Origin of the sequence: Vibrio sp. GLN_1 (assembly GCF_043106015.1) — a bacterium.
Classification (GTDB): Bacteria; Pseudomonadota; Gammaproteobacteria; order Enterobacterales; family Vibrionaceae; genus Vibrio; species Vibrio parahaemolyticus.
The window spans coordinates 388,906-410,014 of sequence record NZ_JBICMD010000036.1 but is presented as its reverse complement, the minus strand read 5'-3'; the positions used below and the strand labels follow the sequence as shown (position 1 = coordinate 410,014).

Annotated in this window: 18 protein-coding genes; 10 read left to right on the top strand and 8 right to left on the bottom strand. The window is 46.3% G+C overall.

Annotated features, from left to right (window positions below; translation table 11 throughout):
* Positions 1-149: 149 nt before the first annotated feature.
* The 4 genes from ACF8OV_RS19715 to ACF8OV_RS19700 form a co-directional block, all read right to left on the bottom strand.
* Complete coding sequence (locus ACF8OV_RS19715) at positions 150-1,691, bottom strand: bifunctional ADP-dependent NAD(P)H-hydrate dehydratase/NAD(P)H-hydrate epimerase (protein WP_029852473.1); 1,542 nt, start codon at positions 1,689-1,691, stop codon at positions 150-152.
* Between the two features lie 89 nt (positions 1,692-1,780).
* Positions 1,781-2,218 (bottom strand): PAS domain-containing protein, encoded by a 438-nt coding sequence (locus tag ACF8OV_RS19710; protein ID WP_005463573.1) that lies wholly within the window; start codon positions 2,216-2,218, stop codon positions 1,781-1,783.
* A complete protein-coding gene (locus ACF8OV_RS19705; protein ID WP_005463571.1) occupies positions 2,218-3,222 on the bottom strand; it encodes a response regulator in 1,005 nt (334 codons plus the stop codon). Before ACF8OV_RS19705 ends, ACF8OV_RS19710 begins: the two co-directional genes overlap by 1 nt.
* A gap of 357 nt (positions 3,223-3,579) precedes the next feature.
* Positions 3,580-4,488 (bottom strand): aldo/keto reductase family oxidoreductase, encoded by a 909-nt coding sequence (locus ACF8OV_RS19700; RefSeq protein WP_005487989.1) that lies wholly within the window; start codon positions 4,486-4,488, stop codon positions 3,580-3,582.
* A 95-nt stretch (positions 4,489-4,583) separates the two neighbouring features.
* On the opposite strand from ACF8OV_RS19700, the gene ACF8OV_RS19695 reads away from it, so the two are divergent.
* Positions 4,584-4,991: a transcriptional regulator gene (locus ACF8OV_RS19695; protein ID WP_005499247.1), complete on the top strand. Its 408-nt coding sequence runs from the start codon at positions 4,584-4,586 to the stop codon at positions 4,989-4,991.
* Here ACF8OV_RS19695 and ACF8OV_RS19690 read toward each other — a convergent pair.
* Entirely contained in the window at positions 4,978-5,556 is a 579-nt protein-coding gene (locus tag ACF8OV_RS19690) for a hypothetical protein (RefSeq protein ID WP_317676214.1), read from the bottom strand. The two genes, ACF8OV_RS19695 and ACF8OV_RS19690, sit on opposite strands and share 14 nt — an antisense overlap.
* A 502-nt stretch (positions 5,557-6,058) precedes the next feature.
* Here ACF8OV_RS19690 and clcA point away from each other — a divergent pair.
* Both clcA and ACF8OV_RS19680 read left to right on the top strand, forming a co-directional pair.
* Positions 6,059-7,462 (top strand): H(+)/Cl(-) exchange transporter ClcA, encoded by a 1,404-nt coding sequence (gene clcA, locus ACF8OV_RS19685; RefSeq protein WP_020838037.1) that lies wholly within the window; start codon positions 6,059-6,061, stop codon positions 7,460-7,462.
* Positions 7,463-7,905: 443 nt separating this feature from the next.
* Complete coding sequence (locus tag ACF8OV_RS19680) at positions 7,906-8,853, top strand: TDT family transporter (RefSeq protein WP_005477193.1); 948 nt, start codon at positions 7,906-7,908, stop codon at positions 8,851-8,853.
* A gap of 47 nt (positions 8,854-8,900) precedes the next feature.
* On the opposite strand, the gene ACF8OV_RS19675 is transcribed toward ACF8OV_RS19680, so the two are convergent.
* On the bottom strand, positions 8,901-10,139 hold the full coding sequence (locus tag ACF8OV_RS19675) for an NRAMP family divalent metal transporter (RefSeq protein ID WP_021452208.1): 1,239 nt from the start codon (positions 10,137-10,139) through the stop codon (positions 8,901-8,903).
* Positions 10,140-10,406: 267 nt separating this feature from the next.
* Entirely contained in the window at positions 10,407-11,060 is a 654-nt protein-coding gene (folE, locus tag ACF8OV_RS19670) for a GTP cyclohydrolase I FolE (protein ID WP_005477356.1), read from the bottom strand.
* Positions 11,061-11,348: 288 nt separating this feature from the next.
* On the opposite strand from folE, the gene moeA reads away from it, so the two are divergent.
* From moeA to ACF8OV_RS19635, 7 genes are all read left to right on the top strand, one after another.
* The gene (gene moeA, locus ACF8OV_RS19665; RefSeq protein ID WP_020838039.1) at positions 11,349-12,584 is read left to right on the top strand and encodes a molybdopterin molybdotransferase MoeA; all 1,236 of its coding nucleotides are present in this window, start codon (positions 11,349-11,351) and stop codon (positions 12,582-12,584) included.
* A 9-nt stretch (positions 12,585-12,593) separates the two neighbouring features.
* Positions 12,594-13,343, top strand: a complete 750-nt coding sequence (moeB, locus tag ACF8OV_RS19660; RefSeq protein ID WP_025624688.1) for a molybdopterin-synthase adenylyltransferase MoeB — start codon at positions 12,594-12,596, stop codon at positions 13,341-13,343.
* A gap of 187 nt (positions 13,344-13,530) precedes the next feature.
* Positions 13,531-15,642 carry an LruC domain-containing protein gene (locus ACF8OV_RS19655; RefSeq protein WP_274055799.1) on the top strand — a complete coding sequence of 704 codons (2,112 nt, stop codon included), beginning with the start codon at positions 13,531-13,533 and terminating at the stop codon, positions 15,640-15,642.
* An 11-nt stretch (positions 15,643-15,653) separates the two neighbouring features.
* On the top strand, positions 15,654-16,106 hold the full coding sequence (locus tag ACF8OV_RS19650; protein ID WP_274055798.1) for a hypothetical protein: 453 nt from the start codon (positions 15,654-15,656) through the stop codon (positions 16,104-16,106).
* A 141-nt stretch (positions 16,107-16,247) separates the two neighbouring features.
* Positions 16,248-16,544, top strand: a complete 297-nt coding sequence (locus tag ACF8OV_RS19645; protein WP_274055797.1) for a hypothetical protein — start codon at positions 16,248-16,250, stop codon at positions 16,542-16,544.
* 36 nt (positions 16,545-16,580) lie between these two features.
* Entirely contained in the window at positions 16,581-17,411 is an 831-nt protein-coding gene (locus tag ACF8OV_RS19640) for a sulfurtransferase (protein ID WP_021452203.1), read from the top strand.
* Positions 17,412-17,432: 21 nt separating this feature from the next.
* A complete protein-coding gene (locus ACF8OV_RS19635) occupies positions 17,433-19,724 on the top strand; it encodes an EAL domain-containing protein (protein WP_317676215.1) in 2,292 nt (763 codons plus the stop codon).
* 41 nt (positions 19,725-19,765) lie between these two features.
* On the opposite strand, the gene ACF8OV_RS19630 is transcribed toward ACF8OV_RS19635, so the two are convergent.
* Complete coding sequence (locus ACF8OV_RS19630) at positions 19,766-21,058, bottom strand: glycoside hydrolase family 18 protein (RefSeq protein ID WP_025523089.1); 1,293 nt, start codon at positions 21,056-21,058, stop codon at positions 19,766-19,768.
* Between the last annotated feature and the right edge of the window lie 51 nt (positions 21,059-21,109).

Genomic DNA, 21,109 nt, shown 5'->3' with positions numbered 1-21,109 from the left:
GCGCAAACCTTTGCGTCATTCACTTTTATCTTGACCGATATACCTCTCAAACCTGATTAAAACTCAACCAGTTAACCTTCAATCTCGCGTATACATCTCGAAGATCATTAAAGAAATTTCACTTTTAAAGTCACATTTTCGCCCGAGATTCAGTTTTTCGCTCGCTTAATATGAGTCGCAGCGCGAAGAGTCTCCACGACATCTGTGGCTAATAATCCCACTTCTCCATGTTTTTCTGCATTGAGATCGGCAGCGTGGCTATGAATCATGACTCCTAATCGCGCTGCGATAGAGATCGGTAAACCTTTGGCAAGCAGTGCGCCAATCACACCAGAAAGTACGTCACCCATTCCGCCCGTCGCCATGCCCGGATTACCTGCAAGACACACATACATTCTGACACCATCAAAAACCAGCGTTCCTGCACCTTTTAACACCACTACGCCACCATAGCGTTCTTGCAGTTGGCGTGCTGCGGAATATCGATCACTTTCAATCTGTTGAGTGGTCACATTTAACAAACGAGCGGCTTCTCCCGGATGAGGAGTGATGACACGTTGGTTGTCACACACCAATGTGCCATCACATCGTTGACTTAACATTGCCAGAATATTTAGACCATCCGCATCCACAACTTTCGGTTTTTGTTCTTGAGATAGGTATTGATAAGCTTGATACGCCCACTCATCGTCGCCAAAACCGGGGCCAAACACCAAAACATCCGCCCAGCGAATACGCTTAGTGAGCGCGTTTTCCGTGTCTCTGAGTAAATCCGTGGTTATGCTTTGACTCATCACTTCTGGGCAACTGACCTGCAGAGGGATGAAACTATCTGGGTGCGTAATACTTGCTGTTAACCCTGCCCCGCTTCGAACCGCCGCAGACGCGCACAAACGGATTGCACCAGACATACCTTGATTCCCGCCGACGCAAAGTAATTTACCGTTATCACCTTTGTGAGCGGTCGCTTTTGGTTTTGGAAGCAAACGAGGGATGACTTTATGGTCAATACCCAGTGCGCTTTCTTCTTCTATGGAATCGAATTCCACGTTGACGCCCAAACCACAAAAGTGCAGCTCGCCAATTCGGTCTCTCGCTTGAGCGGTACATAACCCTTGCTTAACGCCGATGAAGGTAACTGTATGGTCCGCTTGGATTGCGTCACCTAAAACTGAGCCAGTGTTAGCGCACAAGCCGGACGGGATATCGACCGCAATAACAGGGCACTGAATTTGGTTGATCTGCTCTATGTAGCGACGATATTCAGTTCGGACTTCACCCTTTAGCCCCGTGCCTAACATAGCGTCGATGATCACTTCCGCTTCAAGTAACGCAGTATTCCAATCATCCCAACTGCTGTTTTTACCATCAACGGTTTGCCAGTCTTGATACGCACGCAAAGCATCGCCCTGAAGCTGCGTTACATCACCGATTTGAAAAACTTGAACATTCAGCTGAGCTTGTTTTGCAAGGGATGCAAACACGTAGCCATCGCCGCCGTTGTTGCCTTTGCCACAAACGACAAGAACGTTTTTCGCTCTTGGGTATAAATGAAGAAATCGTTCGTAAACAGCCATGCCAGCTCGCTGCATTAGGCTATACATAGAAACGCCTGCCATGTGGGCGGCAACCACTTCTCCGTTTTTGACTTGCTCGGCGGTGTAGAGTTTTAAGGCGAGATTAAAGTCCATATTTACGTTCTGCGCATTGGGGAAACACAATTATAAGTATACAAAAAAGCCAAGGTTCCCCTTGGCTTTTAACGAATAAATTTCAATCGCTATTTATGTTGTGACATCAAGGCTTCTGCTGTCGCGTCTTGGATAGACAAAAACAGTGAGTTGATTTTTCCAGTTGGCGTTCGCATTGGGTTGAGCGTTACGTTCTGGTACATAAACTCCGCCTGTTGCGTAACAGGGCGTACGTTGCGACAGCGGAACAAATACGGACGTTGACGCCACGTAATAAAGCTTCTGCAACCCAAGTCGTACACGGGTTTCGTCTTCAACTTAAACCATTCCGGCGGGATTTCTGGGAAGATATCGAAGATCGAACGGCCAATTGCCTCATGCGATTGCAAACCGCTGTGGTGCGTCATAAAACCGTTCCAGACTTGAACATTGTAATCTCGATCAATCACCACCAACCCCATATCGACGTTCTGTACCATGTCGACCATCCAATGGAATTGTTCAAACTCTGCTGGCATATTCAACATTAGAACTCCTCCATTAGGTATGCGAGTTTGTTGTCAAGCAATGGCAGCGATTCATCAACAAACATAAACAGCAAATCACAGCGAATCGATGTGCCTTCGATGTTGTAGCTCACTTCAAACGTCATTGTGCGTTTGAATGCGCCCGTTGTGGACTCAATAATAGAATCAATCGAAATGTGCTGACCAAGTAATACCGGCGGACTTTGGAAGAAACGCACTTCTGATTGCTCGCCTAAACCATTTAGGAACGAGCCAACCAAGATGTTAGAGATATCCATCAACAGCTCGAGTTCTTCAAGCTCTTCACTGTCGGCTGGTACTTTCATCAGCTTTTTCAGATCCGATACGCTAGAGTCACTCAAAATGACCAATGCTTCCCCGGCAATGCCTTCGCCACAAAAGCCCTGACAAACGCCTGAGACGTTATCGTGCGATGCCAAGTCACGCAGCGCCATGTGAAGCTCACTCACTTCAAAGATATTCACGTTTGGTAAAGGCAGTTGAACAAATACATCAAAATGGCGAGCTAACGCGTCGGCAGCTCGGCCGATAGAAACGTTCGCCACTTCCATGTAAATATCGCGTCGGCGGAGAATTGGCAGCTCAATCACGCTTGGTGTGATGATAAGCGGTCGAGGCTCTGGCTCAATCAGCTCTTTGAGGGCGTTTTTTAGCTCATCCTTTGCGATGGGCTTTTGAATAAATGCTTTGGCACCTAACGCGAAAACGCGCTCTTTGGCTTTGGGTTGAATGTCCCCCGACACAACCACAACTGGCGTTTTATTTCCTAAACGCTGCATGTTTTCTAAGGTTTCAAAACCGTCCATTTCTGGCATGGTGAGGTCAAGAAACATCAGTTTAAATTCTTTTTGCGCTAATTCTTCAAGCGCATTTTTTCCATGGATAGCAAACGTAATATCCGGATTCAATGTTGCTGGCAGTGATCTAGCCATCTGCTTGCGTGCTAACGCTGAATCATCACAGATGAGTACAGGAAAAGACATTCAATCACCTTTTTATATTCAACAATCTGCGCTGGAGTCTACCAGATTGTTACCGCATATAGTACGAGAAAACTGACGAGGAATTTGTATTTTTTGTTTATGCAGTAAGCATACGCAAGATCAATAGATGAGTGAACCTAGCCAACAAGAAACAACGCATTTCACTGTCGATTTAGTGACATCGAACAAAGCCTACTGACCATTCTCAGCCCTTGACACGCATAGGGTTGCGTTTATCTAAGCTCCAGAAAACCGAGAAAAAGTTCGTTACTTGCTAAAGTGAAGAAAGGAAGATGAAACATCAAAAAAGGCATCTAATAAGATGCCTTAAGTAAAATCGCGATGCTAATGCGCTTTCTATGGCACACCGTGACCTTTCGAAGCAACCCAAACTCGATACCATTGCTCGCGAGTCAATTCGATATTCAGTGCATTCACGGCCGTTTGCACACGCTCAATTTTCCCTGAACCAATGATTGGAATTGGCTTAGATGGCAAGCGACGTACCCAAGCGTAAATAACTTGGTCAATGCTGGTCGCACCCACTTCTTCACGAATCGCTTCTAGCTCGTTACGAACGCGAATCGCTTGCTCGCTTTCCCCACTGAAGATTGAGCCGCCACCTAAACAAGACCAAGCCATTGGACGCGTGCGCAACATTTGCATTTGGTCTAGCGTTCCATCGTGCGCAACCTCAAAATTAAGCGGGTTGATTTCCACTTGGTTAGTCACAAGAGGTTTACCAAGGCGCGATTGCAGCAATTCGAACTGACGTGGCGTAAAATTGGACACACCAAAGTGCTTCACTTTACCGACTTTGTGCAGCTCCGTGAATGCTTCCGCAACTTCATCAGCATCCATCAATACATCTGGACGATGGATCAATAGCACATCGATTTCATCCACATTTAAGCGCTCAAGTGAGTTGTTCACTGATTGGTAAATGTGTGCAGAACTTGTGTCGTAGTGATTAATTTTGCGTTCAGGTGTTTTGTCACCACACAAATTAATGTCACATTTGGTCACGATCTGGATTTGGTCGCGTACGCTTTTATCCAAGGCTAACGCTTCACCAAACAACGCTTCACATTCGTAGTTACCGTAAATGTCTGCGTGATCGACCGTAGTGATCCCTAACTCAATATGTTGCTTAAGAAATGACAAACGCTCTTGAGCCGTCATTCCCCAATCTGCCGCACGCCAATATCCTTGAACTAGCTCTGAAAATTCAGGGCCATTTGGTGCAGTCACAACTTTTGCAACCATGGGTTTTCTCCTTCAATTGAACTGCATTCATCCTAGTCTTGTTTTCACGTCGTCTCAACGGGTAAACTTTCGCAATTCGAACTGGAGTACGAAATATGTCTTTTGCCCAACGTTTAGCCACTTTGATTGGCGAAGAAAGCATCAGCGGATTTGCACGACGAGTTGATGTGTCGGAAGCGCTCATCCGAAAGTACCTAAAAGGCAGCGAACCTAGCCTAACCAAAGCCAATCAGATTGCGATGCGGGCTAACTGCTCTCTTGAATGGTTAGCGACGGGTTGCGGTTATCTCTACCGCCGAGCTGAAGTAGTGGATATGGATGCCTATAAATTGGCTTTCCAACACGTGATGAATGAAGAGCTGACAGAAGATAAAGAAGAGCTTCATCGAAAGCTCATTGCAGGGTACCAATACCTGCGCGCACATAAAAAGGCAGACGGATTTTTAGATGAATCCGCCATGGCGACATTTCTTGCTTTGCATAAAGAGACTAAAGCCGAGTAAGTCGCAACTCGATCATTTCGCCATCACTGCGTAAAGTAATGACTACGTGCGGTGATGGCTCTGTAAACTCATCTGCTTTTACCCAAACCATCGACCTCTCAATCTCTGGCGGGTAGCGATTTATCAGCAACACCACTTCTTTGTCGACCTCTCCTGCAGATTTGTTTTTCAGCGACGCTGCGATATCGTATCGATCGTTGCCGATTGCTAAGCTTCGCATCACCAAACCATCTTTTCTTAGATTAAGAATGAGCTCACTCAGCGTTTGTCTCTGATACTCGGTTAAAAAGGAGAATTGCGCTTTCTTTTCTTCGAATACCGCCTCGCCGTATAGCGTCTGCTGATAGTAGGAAAACTCATCTAAACAGAAAGAACGGCCGAGATTTTCTGTCTCACCAATCTGCGCATCACACGGATACCAGTTCCCATCATGTTGAATCTGTTCACTCAGTTTCTGGTACGGCGTAGAAGACAAGACTTCTTGCCACCAGCGTTGCGAAGCCCATGAAGAAAAGGATGCCGCGACACAGCAGGAAAATAGCAAAGTTCGAGAAGCAAATCGCATGGTATGTTCAAAGTTAAAACGTAAAACAACGACCTTAACGCTAGGCTTGGATTTATCAAAGAGAATAATTTAGAGGCGAGTACGGAAATGTTATCTAGCAGACATTAAGAAGGCGCACTCTTGCGTGCGCCTCTACCTCGTTACTCAATCGTGAGTTTGCGAATCGATGATGTCTATTGATGCATCCCGAACATAAAACGAGGACTTACTGTAGGGTTTGAATCCATCCAAATTGTGTGTAAAACCTCACATCCCTCCTTCTGAAGCAGTCATGTTGCTTTACACTTAAAGCATGGTTCATTTTGCTCAGAAAACAAGTTTTTTTATATCAAAAAACCGCCAAATATGAGAGCAATAGCACAATCCTAAATAATGGTTGTCGTCGAGATTCTTCGAACACTCAATAGTGGAAAGCTAAATTGCATCTTTACTGATTAGGTCTAGACTCTCCGAAGCGTATACTTTCGTTCTTCCTTTCCACAAGCTTCAGGAGAATTTGTTAATGACCAAACGAGAGAGAATTGTGAAATCTGTGTTAGCGCACGTACCGAAAGATGCGATTAACCAGTTTGTCTCTCGAGGGTCCACACCATTTTCTGTCCTGATTATGGCCGCCATCGTCGGCACGTTAGCTGGTTTCGTCGGTACTTACTTCGAACTTGCGGTTCATTTTGTTTCTGAAACCCGTACCGAATGGCTGAGAAGCGAAATCGGTAGCGTACTTCCTCTTTGGCTTGCTGCGGTGCTGATCAGCGCGTTGCTTGCTTTTGTTGGCTACTTTCTTGTTCATCGCTTTGCCCCAGAGGCGGCGGGCTCAGGTATCCCTGAAATTGAAGGCGCGATGGACAACATTCGTCCTGTGCGTTGGTGGCGAGTCCTGCCAGTAAAATTCTTCGGCGGCATGGGCGCACTTGGCTCTGGTATGGTGCTCGGCCGTGAAGGCCCAACGGTGCAAATGGGCGGTGCTGTAGGTCGAATGGTGACCGATATTTTCCGCGTTAAAGATGACGATACTCGCCATTCCCTACTCGCTTCTGGTGCTGCTGGCGGTTTGGCTGCGGCTTTTAATGCACCGCTTGCGGGGATCATGTTCGTAGTTGAGGAAATGCGACCTCAGTTTCGCTACTCGCTCATCTCGATTCGTGCCGTGATCATTTCTGCCATTATGGCGAACATTGTGTTCCGCGCCATCAATGGTCAAGACGCCGTAATCACCATGCCGCAATATCAATCCCCAGCGCTACAAACGTTGTGGTTGTTCCTATTACTTGGCGCACTGTTTGGCGTGTTTGGCGTGATTTTCAACAAACTGATTACAGTGGCGCAAGACAGCTTTGTTGCTATTCATAAAAACGACCGTAAACGTTACCTGATCACGGGCTCTATTTTGGGCGGCGTATTTGGCCTGCTGTTGCTTTACGTACCTCAATTAACGGGCGGGGGTATTGCACTTATTCCCGATGTCACAACAGGTAACTACTCAATCTCTATTTTAGTGCTGCTGTTTATTGGTCGCGTGGTCACAACTTTGCTTTGCTTTGGCTCTGGCGCACCAGGCGGTATTTTCGCGCCAATGCTCGCGCTGGGCACACTATTTGGATACGCATTTGGCGCAAGCGCAGATGTTCTATTGCCAACGCTTGATATAGAACCTGGCGTCTTTGCGATTGCAGGAATGGGAGCTCTGTTCGCTGCGACAGTTCGCGCGCCTATCACTGGTATTTTGTTGGTGATCGAAATGACCAACAACTACTATCTGATTCTTCCGCTAATCATTACCTGTCTAGGGGCGGTGATTGTCGCACAGTTGCTTGGTGGACAACCTATTTACAGCCAGTTGCTGCATCGTACGCTTAAAAATGACAAGCTACGTCAACAAGATCTCCCTGAAAATCAGGCCTCCTAGGCAACTTAAAGCACTCCGGCTCCAAACCTACTTGTAAGTATCACGAATGTTTGGAGCCTGCATTTCTATAATTTTGCAACGGTTCGCAAATATTCGATACCAAACTCACAAAATTCTCATTCTCTGATATTTACCCATCATGTTTAGGCGTCATCGCCTGTTAAACTTGTTAATATTCGCGCCATAAAATAGAGCAATTGTTCCACTCAAATCCGCCCACTACAGGCCAAAATGAGTCAACAATTGCGCAAAACATGCGTTGAAAATTCGCGTTTCGCAATGCAAGGCAGCAGCAGGCTAAGATGAAGAGAAGCAACGATCTGATTCCGCGCCGTTCGCGATTTTCACACGCAAAGCAGCCAAAGATAATTTGGTTTTAAAGATCACTTTTCGTTTCATTCGGGCAAAATCAATTCGGAGTAGATTTGAACTGGAAAAGACTTGTGCAGTTTTATAGTGTCCCACCTTCTCAAGCGGCGCTGGCACTGGGTATGATCGGGCTTGGCCAAGCGTGGGCGCTCTATGTTCCCGATATTGGTACGCCAATTCGTCCTTTTCTGGCTTCATTTGGCGCGTTATTGCTCGCTCCCGTTCTGATTAAGTACGCCACCAATCCTCGCCTATTTATGGCGGATATTAAGCACCCGTTAAGTGGTAGTTTAATGGCACCAATGAGTATGGCATTATTGATCCTGACCGATTATCTCGCGTCGGTTGCACCACTCATTGCCTATCCCCTTTGGTGTTTAGCTGTACTGCTTCATTTTACAATGATGGTGCTGTTTTTTGGCTTCCAGCTCATGAACTTCAAAATGTCGAACATCGTCCCGAGCTGGTTTCTCTACCCTGTTGGATTAATCAGTAGCTCGTTGGCTGGTTCGCAATTCGGTCATAATCTGTTTTCCGAAACCCTCGCGATCATGTGTATCGGCATTTACTTCTTTATGCTGCCACTGGTGTTGTATCGCTTGGTGTTTTTTGGCTCACTGCCAAGACGAGCAAGACCAACGCTCGCGATTATGGCCGCGCCCGTTAACTTGTCACTGGCAGCTTATTTAGTGAATTTTCCCCAACCCGACCCTATTCTGACGGGCGCGTTGGCGGGAATCGCGATCACAATGACGCTACTGATCTACTTATGTTATTTCCGCTTACTTCGATTGAAGTTCCAACCCTCGATTGCAGCGGTGACTTTTCCTTCAGTCATCAGCGCCATTGCGATGCACCGATTAACCTCTTTTTTCGCACAATCTCATCCTCAATGGCATTGGTTACACGATTTCGGCTTTTTAGAACTCAGTATCGCGACCGTATTGGTCGTTTGGGTATCGGCAGGTTATGTGAAAATGTACTGGCCAGAAATTGTAAGAACCCCGACCAAACAAGCATAAAAAACGGCCTCATTAAGAGGCCGCTTTTTATCACTATCAACAAAGTGTTAACCCGTAAACTTCGCCATGAAGTTACCGATGTTAGTCAAACTCGATGCAGCCATCACGATAACAATCGCTGCTCCAGTTAGCGTTAAGTACATTGGGTGTTGGTAGTCACCGACGATATCTTTGCGTTTTGTCGCAACTAAGACGGTACCCAAAACGATAGGAAGGATAATGCTGTTCACTAAACCCGCTAACATAAGCAGAAGAATTGGCATATCCATGGTAACCGTGCCCAACGAGGTTAGGATAATGAAACCGACACACCACGCTTTTTCATTTCGCGCTACAACGGGGAAAAGCGTCTTAATTAATGAGATAGCCATGTAAGAGTTACCCACCACCGACGTGATGGAAGCCACAAACAGTACTAAGCCAAAGATGAAGTAACCAAGCTGGCCAGCACCTTGACGGAAAGCGTCGGCTGCCGGGTTAGCTGAATCCAACGTTGCGCCTGTCGCGATAACACCAAACACCGCTAAAAACAGTAGTACGCGAATAACCACCGCAATAGAGATACCAGCCCACGCCGTTGAAGTGATGGAAGGTACGTTCTCTTTACCTTTCAAGCCGATGTCCACTAGACGTTGTGCACCCGTGTAGTAACCGCCAACTGCGCCGCCAACGATAGTCAATGTAGGCAGAAGCAAGCTTCCAACATCCATAGGCATCACCGCTGCACTTAGTGTCTCTCCCATCGGAGGTAAGCTCGTCATTGCCACATATGCAATCAGAACAATCATGAACAAGCCAAGGTAGCGAGCCATTTGGTCCATTCGTTTGGAGGCGTTATGAACCACAAACAGCAAACAGCCGACCACACCAGTAAACAGCGCACCCCAAGTCGTGTCCACGCCCGTTAACACATTAATGCCTAACGCCGCGCCACTTACGTTGCCAAAGTTAAACGCCACAGCTCCAAGCGCAAGGAGAATACCGACACCATAACCCATACCCGGTGCCACTTTGTTCGCAATGTCTTGGATTCGCATGCCAGAAACGCCCACAATGCGCCACAAGTTCATCACGATACCAAACGTGATAAAGATCGAAGCCAATACTGGAAACGCCATGTCGACTTTGTAGATGTTCGTGAAAACAGCAGTTTGAGTCAAAAAGCCTGGGCCAACAGAGGTCGTCGCCATCAAAAACGCGACACTTAGCATGGCTTTCTTTTGCCAACTGGTTTCTGTTACAGGAGCGGAAATGGAAGAGGTGCTGATAGTGCTTTGTGTAGTCATGCCAAGTCTCAAATTTGTTGTCTTTCTATTATTAGAAAAAAAGAAAGACAACTGACCGAGATCAGCTGAACTTAGAGAGATATCTCTTTTTAAAACAAACGATTACACGTTGTAGCCGTTCATTGGGCGCATATACTAAGAGCAACGAATGTGACTGTCAACACACTATTGCATAAATATTATTTATTGCGACTCACTTACCCATGATTCAGGTATAAAAAAGGATGGCACGTTGCCATCCTCTCTCAAATCTATACTTCGCTTTGACTAGCGTAAACCATGCAGAAACTCAGCGCGAGTGGCTGGGTTGCTCTTAAAAATACCACCTAAAGCTGTGGTTGTCGTTTCGCTGGTTGCATCCATAACACCACGTGATTTCACGCAGTAATGCGTCGCGTCGATAGTCACGGCCACATCGTCAGACTCAAGCAATGTTTGCAACGCAACTAGGATTTGCTGTGTCATACGCTCTTGAACTTGAGGACGTTGCGCGAAGAAACGGACAATGCGGTTGATCTTAGAGAGACCAATAATTTTACCACGAGGGATATACGCAACGGCCGCTTTGCCGTCGATCGTGACAAGATGGTGTTCGCACGTGCTGGTTACGGTGATGTCTTTCACGCGAACCATTTCACTTACGTTCATCTTGTTTTCAATAACCGTGATTTTTGGGAAGTTGGAGTAATCCAAACCAGAGAAAATCTCGTCCACGTACATTTTTGCAATGCGATGTGGCGTCTCTTCTAGGCTGTCATCCGTAAGGTCGAGTTGAAGCAGGGTTAGGATCTCACGCATGTGGTGCTCGATCTTTTCTTTCTTCTCTTCACGGCTCACGGCATTAGGACGCATTGGTGTTTCTAAACCGCGTTGCTCTAGCGCTTCTTTTACTAACTTCGCTGACTCGCTAAGACCTGACATTCCACTTCCTCTTTTGTAACTACCACTCTCGGTGTGAAATACAATTGCAGTGTTTTCATCCCGTTAGCGTCTAAGTTGCTCAGTTAGATGTTCATATCGCCAAGGCACATAACAAGAATACACTGAGCCGTTTTCTTTAGTTCCGATAGGCGTTTACCCCTTTCGGATGGGTGACAAGGATACTCGGATTTTTGAATAATTACACCCATATTTTATAGGTGGACATTCTTACCAAGTCCGATTTTATGGTAGAGTTGCCACAAAACAAAAGAACATAGGATTATCTCAATGGGCTGCTGCGACGCACCTGGCTTGATGCCAATTGAAGAAGCGATGGACAAAATGTTATCGCGCATCAAACCTATCCAAACGACACTTTCTCTTCCTCTTGCTGATGCTCTGGGTTTTGTACTAGCCGAAGACGTTTTATCGCCAATTCACGTACCGCCTTTTGACAACTCAGCAATGGACGGTTATGCAATCCGTATTCAAGATTTAGAAGCGTCGACTGTATTGCCGATGGTGGGCAAATCCTTTGCGGGCCAACCTTTTGAAGGTGAATGGCCAACAGGCACTTGTGTTCGAATCATGACTGGCGCGAAAATTCCGGAAGGTTGCGATGCCGTTATCATGCAAGAAAACACGACCGTGACCGAAGCGGGTATCCAGTTCAACCAAACGGATGTGAAACCTCAAAATAACATCCGCCCAACTGGTGACGACATCAAGCAAGGCGATATCGTATTAGCAAAAGGCGCGCGCCTAACACCACGCGATATTCCAATGATTGCTTCTCTTGGCGTAAGCCATGTCACGGTTGTACGTAAACCGAAAGTGGCATTTTTCTCGACAGGTGATGAACTTAAACCATTAGGTGAGCCACTCGAAGCAGGTCAAATCTACGACAGCAACCGTTACGGCATTAAACCGCTTATCGAAAACTTTGGCTGTGAAGCGATTGATCTTGGCATTATCCCTGACTGCCCAGAAACATTAAAAGCAACGTTTGAAAAAGCACAAACGCTCGCGGATGTGGTTGTCACCTCTGGCGGCGTCAGTGTGGGCGAAGCAGACTACACCAAGGACATTCTTGAACAACTTGGGGAAATCGGTTTTTGGAAACTGGCAATCAAGCCGGGTAAACCTTTCGCATTTGGTAAGTTAAGTACAGCTTGGTTCTGTGGTCTACCAGGTAACCCTGTATCTGCTGTGCTAACCATGTACGTACTTGTTCAGCCAATGTTGGCGAAATTGGCTGGCCATACTGAATGGAAAGCACCTGAGTCTATCCCTGCTACGACAAAAACTGCATTTAAGAAAGCGCCGGGCCGCACGGACTACCAACGTGGCATCTACACGCTAGAAGATGGCAAATTTGTCGTTGAAACCACTGGCAATCAAAGTTCTGGTGCCTTCCGCTCAATGAGTTTGGCAAACTGCTTTGTGGTCTTGGAGCGTGAGCGTGGCCGCGTGGAAGTTGGCGAAACGGTTCAAATCCAACTGTTTAACTCAACGTTATACTAGGAACGTGCCGTGGATATTCTTTCCGATCAGGAGATGCTGCGCTATAACCGCCAGATCATTCTTCGCCAGTTCGATTTCGAAGGGCAAGAAGCGCTCAAACAAAGCTCCGTGCTTATTTTGGGTGCGGGCGGTTTAGGCTGTGCTTCTAGCCAATACCTCGCCACAGCAGGTGTCGGCCGTATTACGCTCATCGATGACGACATTGTAGAGCTCTCTAATTTGCAGCGCCAAGTATTACACCACGACACAGATATCGGCCGCAAAAAAGTGGATTCTGCCGCCGATGCGCTACGAGAACTTAACCCTTACATCGAGGTAAACACCGTTGCCAAACGTCTCGATGATGCTCAACTTCAAGCTTTGATTGAACAACACACTGTGGTAGTTGATGCGTCTGATAACGTTGATACTCGTAACCAACTGAACCGTCTCTGTTTTGCAACGAAAACCCCGCTTATCTCTGGGGCGGCAATTCGTATGGAAGGTCAAGTGAGCGTGTTTACGTACGACGATCCAACTCAACCTTGTTACCAGTGCTTGAGTGCACTATTTGGTAGCGGTGCACTAAGCTGCGTTGAAGCGGGTGTAATGGCACCAGTGGTCGGGATTGTGGGCGCTGTACAAGCGATGGAAACCATCAAGGTGATCGCAAATTACGGGCAGCCAAAGAAAGGGAAAATCCTTATTCTCGATGCACTCAGCATGTCGTGGAGAGAAATGAACTTGATGAAAATGCCCACCTGCCCTGTTTGTGGGTAAGTAACGCATTCGCTCCCGTGTCAATCGGTTCTCAAAAAGCTCAACGCAACGTTGGGCTTTTTTCTTATTCTGAGATTCAAAATTAAAACCTCGAACTTTTAGTTGTCAATATCCTTCAAAAACAGCCACTTAAGAATTGGCACGCTCCTTTCATTGCATATAAAACAAATCAATGAGAGGGCGAATCATGAAAAGAACATCACTAATACTCGGATCACTGTTCGTAAGCGCTTATGCGAATGCGGCGCCTTTCGACACTTGTCCGAGCAAAGCGTATTTATTCCAATCGACCCCCGTTCAAGTTTATGGCGTCAATCTGGTTACGGGTTCCACCACTTTATTAGCTGATGATGTGGGTTTGGCATCAGGGATCAATGCCGTCGGGTTCGACTTCACCGACAGATACATTTATGGCTACGATACCAACAACTTGAAAATCGTCCGTTTAGGGAAAGACTTTCAAGCAGAAACACTGAATGTCGCTGGTTTGCCTAGCCATACGTTTTTTGTTGGCGATGTTTATAATCACGTTTACTACTTATATCGCAAAGGAAAAGGATTATTTTCCATTGATTTATCACCGTTAGATACCGATCCAAATGCGACGCTAACACTTACGCAAATTACCGCAACCGCAAACGTCAACTTGACGGATTTTGCCTTTCATCCTGGCGACGGTTCGCTTTACGGAATCGACAACAACTCCGGCATTCTCTACAAATTCAATACTGCAAACGGCCAAGCCACTATGATTGGAGATACGGGCGAAACCGGTACCTTTGGTGCGGGCTATTTTGACGTCAACGGCAATTACTACGTTTCCCGCAATCAAGACGGAAAAATCTACCGTATTAATTTGTCAGCGGACAACGCTTCAAACATCAACGCGGGCATTGTCCCAGCGGTTGAGTTTGTCTCGAACGGCCCGAGTTCAAGCCAAAATGACGGTGCACGCTGCGCCAACGCGCCAGTTATTGATGAAGATGACCCAATAGATTTTGGCGATGCTCCAGACAGTTACCACACGCTTCTTTCCTCAAACGGTCCACGACACGAAATCGATGGTGTGACATGGCTTGGTGTCATTGCGCCTGATGGCGATTCAGATGGACAAATCGCACCTTCTGGCGACAACAAAGTTGGTACCGCAGACGAAGATGGTGTTGGCTTTGTTGCCGCACTCGATCCAGGTTTGAGTTCACTGGTGAATGTGACAGCGTCTACTTCTGGCTACTTATCCGCTTGGTTTGACTGGAACCGCGACGGTGATTTCGCAGATGAAGGTGAACAAGTATTTACAGACCAGTTACTCGCAGCAGGAAACAACGCACTTCCATTTATCGTCTCTGAATTGGCAACCGCAGGACCAAGTTGGAGCCGATTCCGCTTTAGTCAACAAACGGGGCTCAAATACGATGGAGGCTCAACCTCCGGCGAAGTAGAAGATCATCCAATCACTATCACCGAAAATGGCGTATCTGTTCAGCATTTCCCAAGTGCAGGAGGCTACGCAACGGTAGCGTTTGAGGACAACTGGCCATACACCGCAGACTACGACATGAACGACGTCGTCATTCAGTTCCGAATCACAGAAACGCGTACAGAAGGTGTGGTCGAGAACATTCAAATCACCGGTGACCTCGCCGCTTACGGTGCAGGATACAAAAATGGCTTTGCTATTCGTTTACCGGGCGCAGCAAAAGCTAGCATTGAGAATGGCTTAACTACCCTGTCGTTTAACGGCGTTCAACAAGCAAGCAATGGATTGGAAGCTATCTCGGAAGAGGCCATTTTCATCATCAGCGATGATCTCAGCCAATACACGCAAAGCAATTGTACCTACTTCCGAACTCAATCAGGATGTGATGACAACGTTGCTTTCTCTTTTACGTTGACGGTTTATTTTAAGGAAGGCTCCGACCGCTCTGGCTTACAAGCCATGCCTTACGACCCATTTATCTTTGCAACACCAAATACGTACCACGGTGACGGTATCACCTTCCAGCCAGGCCGAAAATGGGAAGTACACCTACCGGATCAAGCGCCAACCGAGCAGTTTGATGATACCAACTTATATGGACTCGGGGTTGATGCAAGTGATCCTGTACAAGGTACTTACTTCAAAACCAGCAACAACCTACCTTGGGCTCTGTTGATTGTTGAGGACTGGGAGTGGCCATTGGAAAACGTAGACTTGGTTGACGCGTATCCACAATTTGCCACTTACGCTGAATCAGTCGGCAGTCAAAATGCTAACTGGCATGCCTCACCAAAAGCAAACAAATGCTACATTCCATAGGAGACCACATTATGAAAAATTTAATCACAATCATCATGGGATTAGCGTTAACAGCCTGCGGCGGTGGAGGTGGCGGCGGTGATAAAAGCGGTGACAGTTCAACGCCTCCCCCAACTCAGACCACCATCGTGGTCGAAGAACCAAGCATGCAAACGCTGAACGTACCAGATGGCTACGACTACGCTCCGATCGTCACTCGTGCTCTATCTGTTGACATTAGTGGCTACTCTTCACAACGCGCGCACCTTAGTGTCTATAAAGAGTATCAAGAGATGACTTCAGGTACCTACCAAGCGAAATACGCAAGCAAAGTAGCTTCTGAAGCACTCATCAACGGAAAAGCCGAAATGAATTTTCCGGTCTCCGATAGCCAAGGAAATCTATTAGTCGAAGTTTGGTTTTATGACGGTTCAGACCCCGTGCAGCACGTGATATCAGCAGAAGATTCATCTTGGCGCCTGTAAGCATTAATGTCATGAATAGCAAACAAACCTAAACCTCTTAGAGATGTTAAATATCAGCAAAAATCGCATCGTTCTTTGAACATGCGATTTTTTTATTGTAAAACAATAGGCTTACGCTAGCCTAAACGGGTGGAACTCAACTTGGATAACCCCAAAACTTACATTTTGGTCTTCATCGGTTCGATTGCTCTGCTCCTTTTACCTTTGTGGGGCTCACCCACCAGCGAAAAAACCTTATCAGCGACCGTCATCAGCAACACTTTGACTCAGTCTTTAGACGGGCAACGACGTTACCTGACGATAGACGCTCCTGATATCGAACAACAACGCGTCGCCGTTCCGATAACAACTGACTGTGCGATCGGTTCGACAGCCACATTTAGGCAAGCGACAAGCTCAACTTTTGAACCATCACTTTCATTCGTCAGCTGTAACTAGAATAGTGGTCACTCCCACGACAAGAAGGATTTAGCAATGCAAGCATTGATCAGTGCAAAAGAACTCCATGCCCTACTTGACCAACAAAATGTAAAGCTTTTAGACGCAAGCATTAGCTTTCAAATTCCTTCGGAAAGCAAAAAAATCACCGATAAATGGATTCCAAACACTTACCGTTTTGATTACGACAATGATTTTTGTCTGCCTGATACCTCTTTGCCGCACATGATGCCAACCGAAGCAGGATTTAATGTAAGCGCACAAAAGCTTGGGCTAAATAACGAAGACTTGATCATCGTTTATGACAACTCAGGTACGCTTGCTTCACCACGCGCATGGTGGATGCTCAAAGCGATGGGACACGAGAACGTCAAAGTACTTAATGGTGGACTTCCAGCTTGGATAGAAGCGGGATTGCCCGTCGTAGATTCGCTCGCAAAACCTGAACAATTAGGAAATTTTTCGGGAAAATTAAATAAAAATGCATTTTTGGACGCAAATGCAGTATTAGAGTACTCAAACAATTGCAGTGCACATATTGTTGATGCTCGCTCACGAGCGCGCTTTTTTGGTGAAGTGCCTGAGCCAAGAGAAGGATTGCGCAGTGGCCATATTCCAAACTCGTTGTGCCTGCCTTTTCAAGAACTGCTGGATAACGGTTACATCAAACCGAACTCAGAATTGAAACAAGCATTTAGCGAACTGTCGCTATATAATGACAATTCAATCATTTTCAGCTGTGGCTCAGGTGTGACTGCCTGTATTTTATTGTTGGCAGCTCATCAACTAGGCTTACGCAACTTATCTGTTTATGACGGTTCATGGACAGAATGGGGTGCAGACTGCTCACTGCCAATTACGCGTTAAGCTAGGGGTTATCAAAACAACATGGTCGGATTAAAGAAGAACATTTGGACTCTTTACATGATGCTGCTCACCGTCAGTATCGTGACATTTTCGCTATTCGGCTATTACCACTACCAAGCAACGTTAGACAAATACAAAGACAAACAGCTCCTACAATTGGAGCTGTTTGCTTCCTCCGTTGAGTCACTTTTAAAAGGGCAAGAATCGCTGCTAGAAGTCGTTGGTCATCAACTGGTGGAGCAAAATAGCTTCACTCGTACCGCGGCCATTCAAACTCGCCCAATGTTAGATAAACTTCTCAACATTCATCCGGCGATCATCGGTTTTGGCTTGACCAATCCCAACGGCGACTACATCTCCGTTAGCTCGAACTTGATTTTGGAAAAGCTACACAATCTCAAGCAAGATCCGCTGACCAGAGAGACCTTCCTTGAAGCGTTGAACTCCGATCGCATGGTGATCGGCAGAACCTACTTTATGGAAGCGCAAGATTCGTTAGTTATTCCCATTCGTAAAGCGATTCCAGATAAAAATGGCGTAGTACAAGCGGTAATGACGGCTGGCTTTAACATGAATACATCGTCAGTGTTTCGTAACGACATTCATGCTAATGAACACAATCGCGTGTCCCTAATTAGAAACGACGGCTACCTTACGTTTAGCTCATCTGAAGACACCACGATCAAGGACTATCAAAAGCCCGCCGATGATTTAAATAAACAAGCCTTATTGGATCAAATCCAGCAAGACTACGGCTGGGATACCGACCAAGTAAAACAGCTAACCCGAGCAATCAATGTCGTCGTCGATACCCAACGTTTGAATGAATTAATCACACTCAAATACCTCCCTGATTATGGCTTATGGGCGGCGTCGTCGACCGATTTGGGCTTCATTAAGCGCGGCTTTTACAGCCAATTTGCGTTTTACTGCATCGTCTTTCTGATCGTTCAAGCAGCGTTTTATGCGCTGTTTCGCTCAATCGCTAACAATGAACACGAAACCAAAGAGCGTTTGCTTTACCAAGCTTGTCATGATCATCTAACTCGCCTACCTAATCGTGAGTATTTACGTTCCAACATTCAACGTTGGATGTGTGGCAGCAGTAGCCCGTTCACCTTAATGTTCATTGATATCGATAACTTCAAATCGGTCAATGACACACACGGCCACGAATTTGGTGACGAAGTTCTAAAACAGATCTCGACTCGCCTTAACCACTTTTCGGGCGAAGGTCGTTTGATCGTCCGTGAGGCAAGCGACGAGTTCATCTTTATCGTTAATCGAACTGATGAAGAGACCATCAAAGATCTAGCAAGCGAGCTGATTCAAACGCTTTCCAAACCATATAACGTTAACGATAATCAGTTCCTGCTCAGTTGCAGCATTGGGATTGCGTTCTACCCAATGCACGGCGACAACTTAGACGCGCTGCTGCTTTCTGCAGATATCGCCATGTATCAAGCGAAAAAACAGCGTAATGCGTACAGTCTGTTTAATCAGGAGATGCAAGCAAGTCATCTGCACAAGATGAAAGTCGAGCAACGTCTGAGGCTTGCGATTGAGAAGCAAACGCTGTTTATGGCCTATCAACCGCAGTTAAACATCAATGGCAAGATTTATGGTGTTGAGGCGCTTGTTCGTTGGGAAGACGAGGAACTGGGCAAAGTGCCACCTAACGAATTTGTTCCTGTCGCTGAAAGCTCTGGTTTGATGGTGCGATTGGGTGAGTTGATCATCGAAAAGAGCCTTGAAGATATGGGCTTACTGACAACCCATCTTGCCACTCCAATTCAGATGTCGATCAATATTTCCGTCAAGCAGTTCCTGCACGCCAAATTTATAGAGCGCTTGATGGCGGCGATGGACAAATACCATCTTGATTGCAATAGAATCACGTTAGAAATTACCGAGAACTTGTTTATCGAAGATCTAGAAAAGTTCTCTCCGACTTGCGAGCGCTTGCACGCTTTGGGCTTTAAGATTTCATTGGATGATTTCGGAACGGGCTATTCGTCACTAAGCATGTTGAGAACATTGCCGATTGATGAAGTTAAAATTGACAAGAGCTTTGTCGACAATATTGAGCACGATAAAAAAGCGCTGAATATGGTGAAAAACATCATCGCTATTGGCAAAAACTTCGAAATGAAAGTCTTAGCTGAAGGGGTCGAAACGCAACGACAACGCGACCAATTAGAAGCGTGTGGCTGTGATTTGATTCAAGGTTATTTCTACTCCAAGCCACTCTCTTTTGACCAACTTGTTAGCTTTGTGAAAGACAATAAAGAAGAAAAAGCCATCATAGATTAACGATGGCTTTAGTGATGTCGGTTTTAAACCACGATTTCCGTTTATTTCTGCATTTCTTGGTACATCACCTCAACAAGCTCGCCTTTCGGGTCGCCCGACAATTCCCAAGTAAAAATGCCACCTAAGTTCGCTTGTTTCGCCCAATTTGCTTTGGCTTTGATCGAGCGTTGATCTTCGTAAGAGATAAAAACTTTCTTTTCAGGATTCCACAAGTACGGCGCTTGGGATTGCTCATCATAGTTGTACTCGTAGCCCTGCTTCGCTCCATAGTTCTTCACTAAATCCCAGAACATGAAATAGCCGTTCTCACCCGTACCAAACTGCGCTCCTTGCTCGGATACGAGATCTTGCGTTGGTAAGCCACCCGAAAAATCTTTAGTACCTTGCCAGCCACGCCCATAAAATGCAGCGCCAATCACCAGTTTTTCACTTGGAATACCCAGCTCGATCATCTGGTTGATGAACACGTCTGCGCCCATGCCCCACCAGCTTCGCTCTGTCGCGTGCAAGTTGGTAGTATGGCCAGTTTGTTGCCCCCACCCACCAAGAAAGTCATACGTCATCGCAAACATGTTGGTTAGGTACGGTTCTGCTGCTTTCCAATCGATACCTGCCGCTTTGGGGCCAACGCCTACCGCCGTAGAAAGCTCGTATTCACGTTTGGTTTGATTTGTGAGTTCATCTAACTCTGCACGCATGGTTTTCACCAAGTAGGTAAACGCCTCACGCTCAGACGCTTTTTGTTCATCAGAAAGCTTGGTATCTGGGTTCCAAGGCGACGTTGTTAAACCGCCACCGCCTGGGTATTCCCAATCCAAATCAATGCCATCAAAGAAATCATATTGAGCAATCAACTCAACGGCACTTTTTGAGAATTGATCCATCGCTTGTTTGTTTTTCGCCATAGCATGGAACGGTTCGGACATTGTCCAACCACCAAAAGAAGGAAGAATTTTGAGATCAGGATGTTGTTTCTTCATTTCGGCAAGTTGAGCGAAGTGACCTTTGTATGGCACCTTAACTGAGACAGCGCCAAAGTTCTTTTCCAGTGCCGCTTCGGTATCGACAATGATCGCCGTATAGGGATCTTTTCCTTCGCATTGTTTAGCTACTAGATTTTGCACCGTTTCAGAGGCACCGGTATGAGGACCGCACATACTGAGAAACGCGTAAATAACATGCGTCAGTTTATCGGCGGGAATATCTTTCACCGTGTATGGGTTTTCTGCATTCGCGTACTGCCAATCCGCAAAGTAACCCGCTACGACTTTTTGCTCGGCGTGCGCCGCACCAGTTATCCCCATAATTAGTGCAGCAAGAAGTGTCTTTTTCATTGTTTTCTCCAGAGTAGGTGTACAAATTTAAAGCTACTCCTAGAGAATATT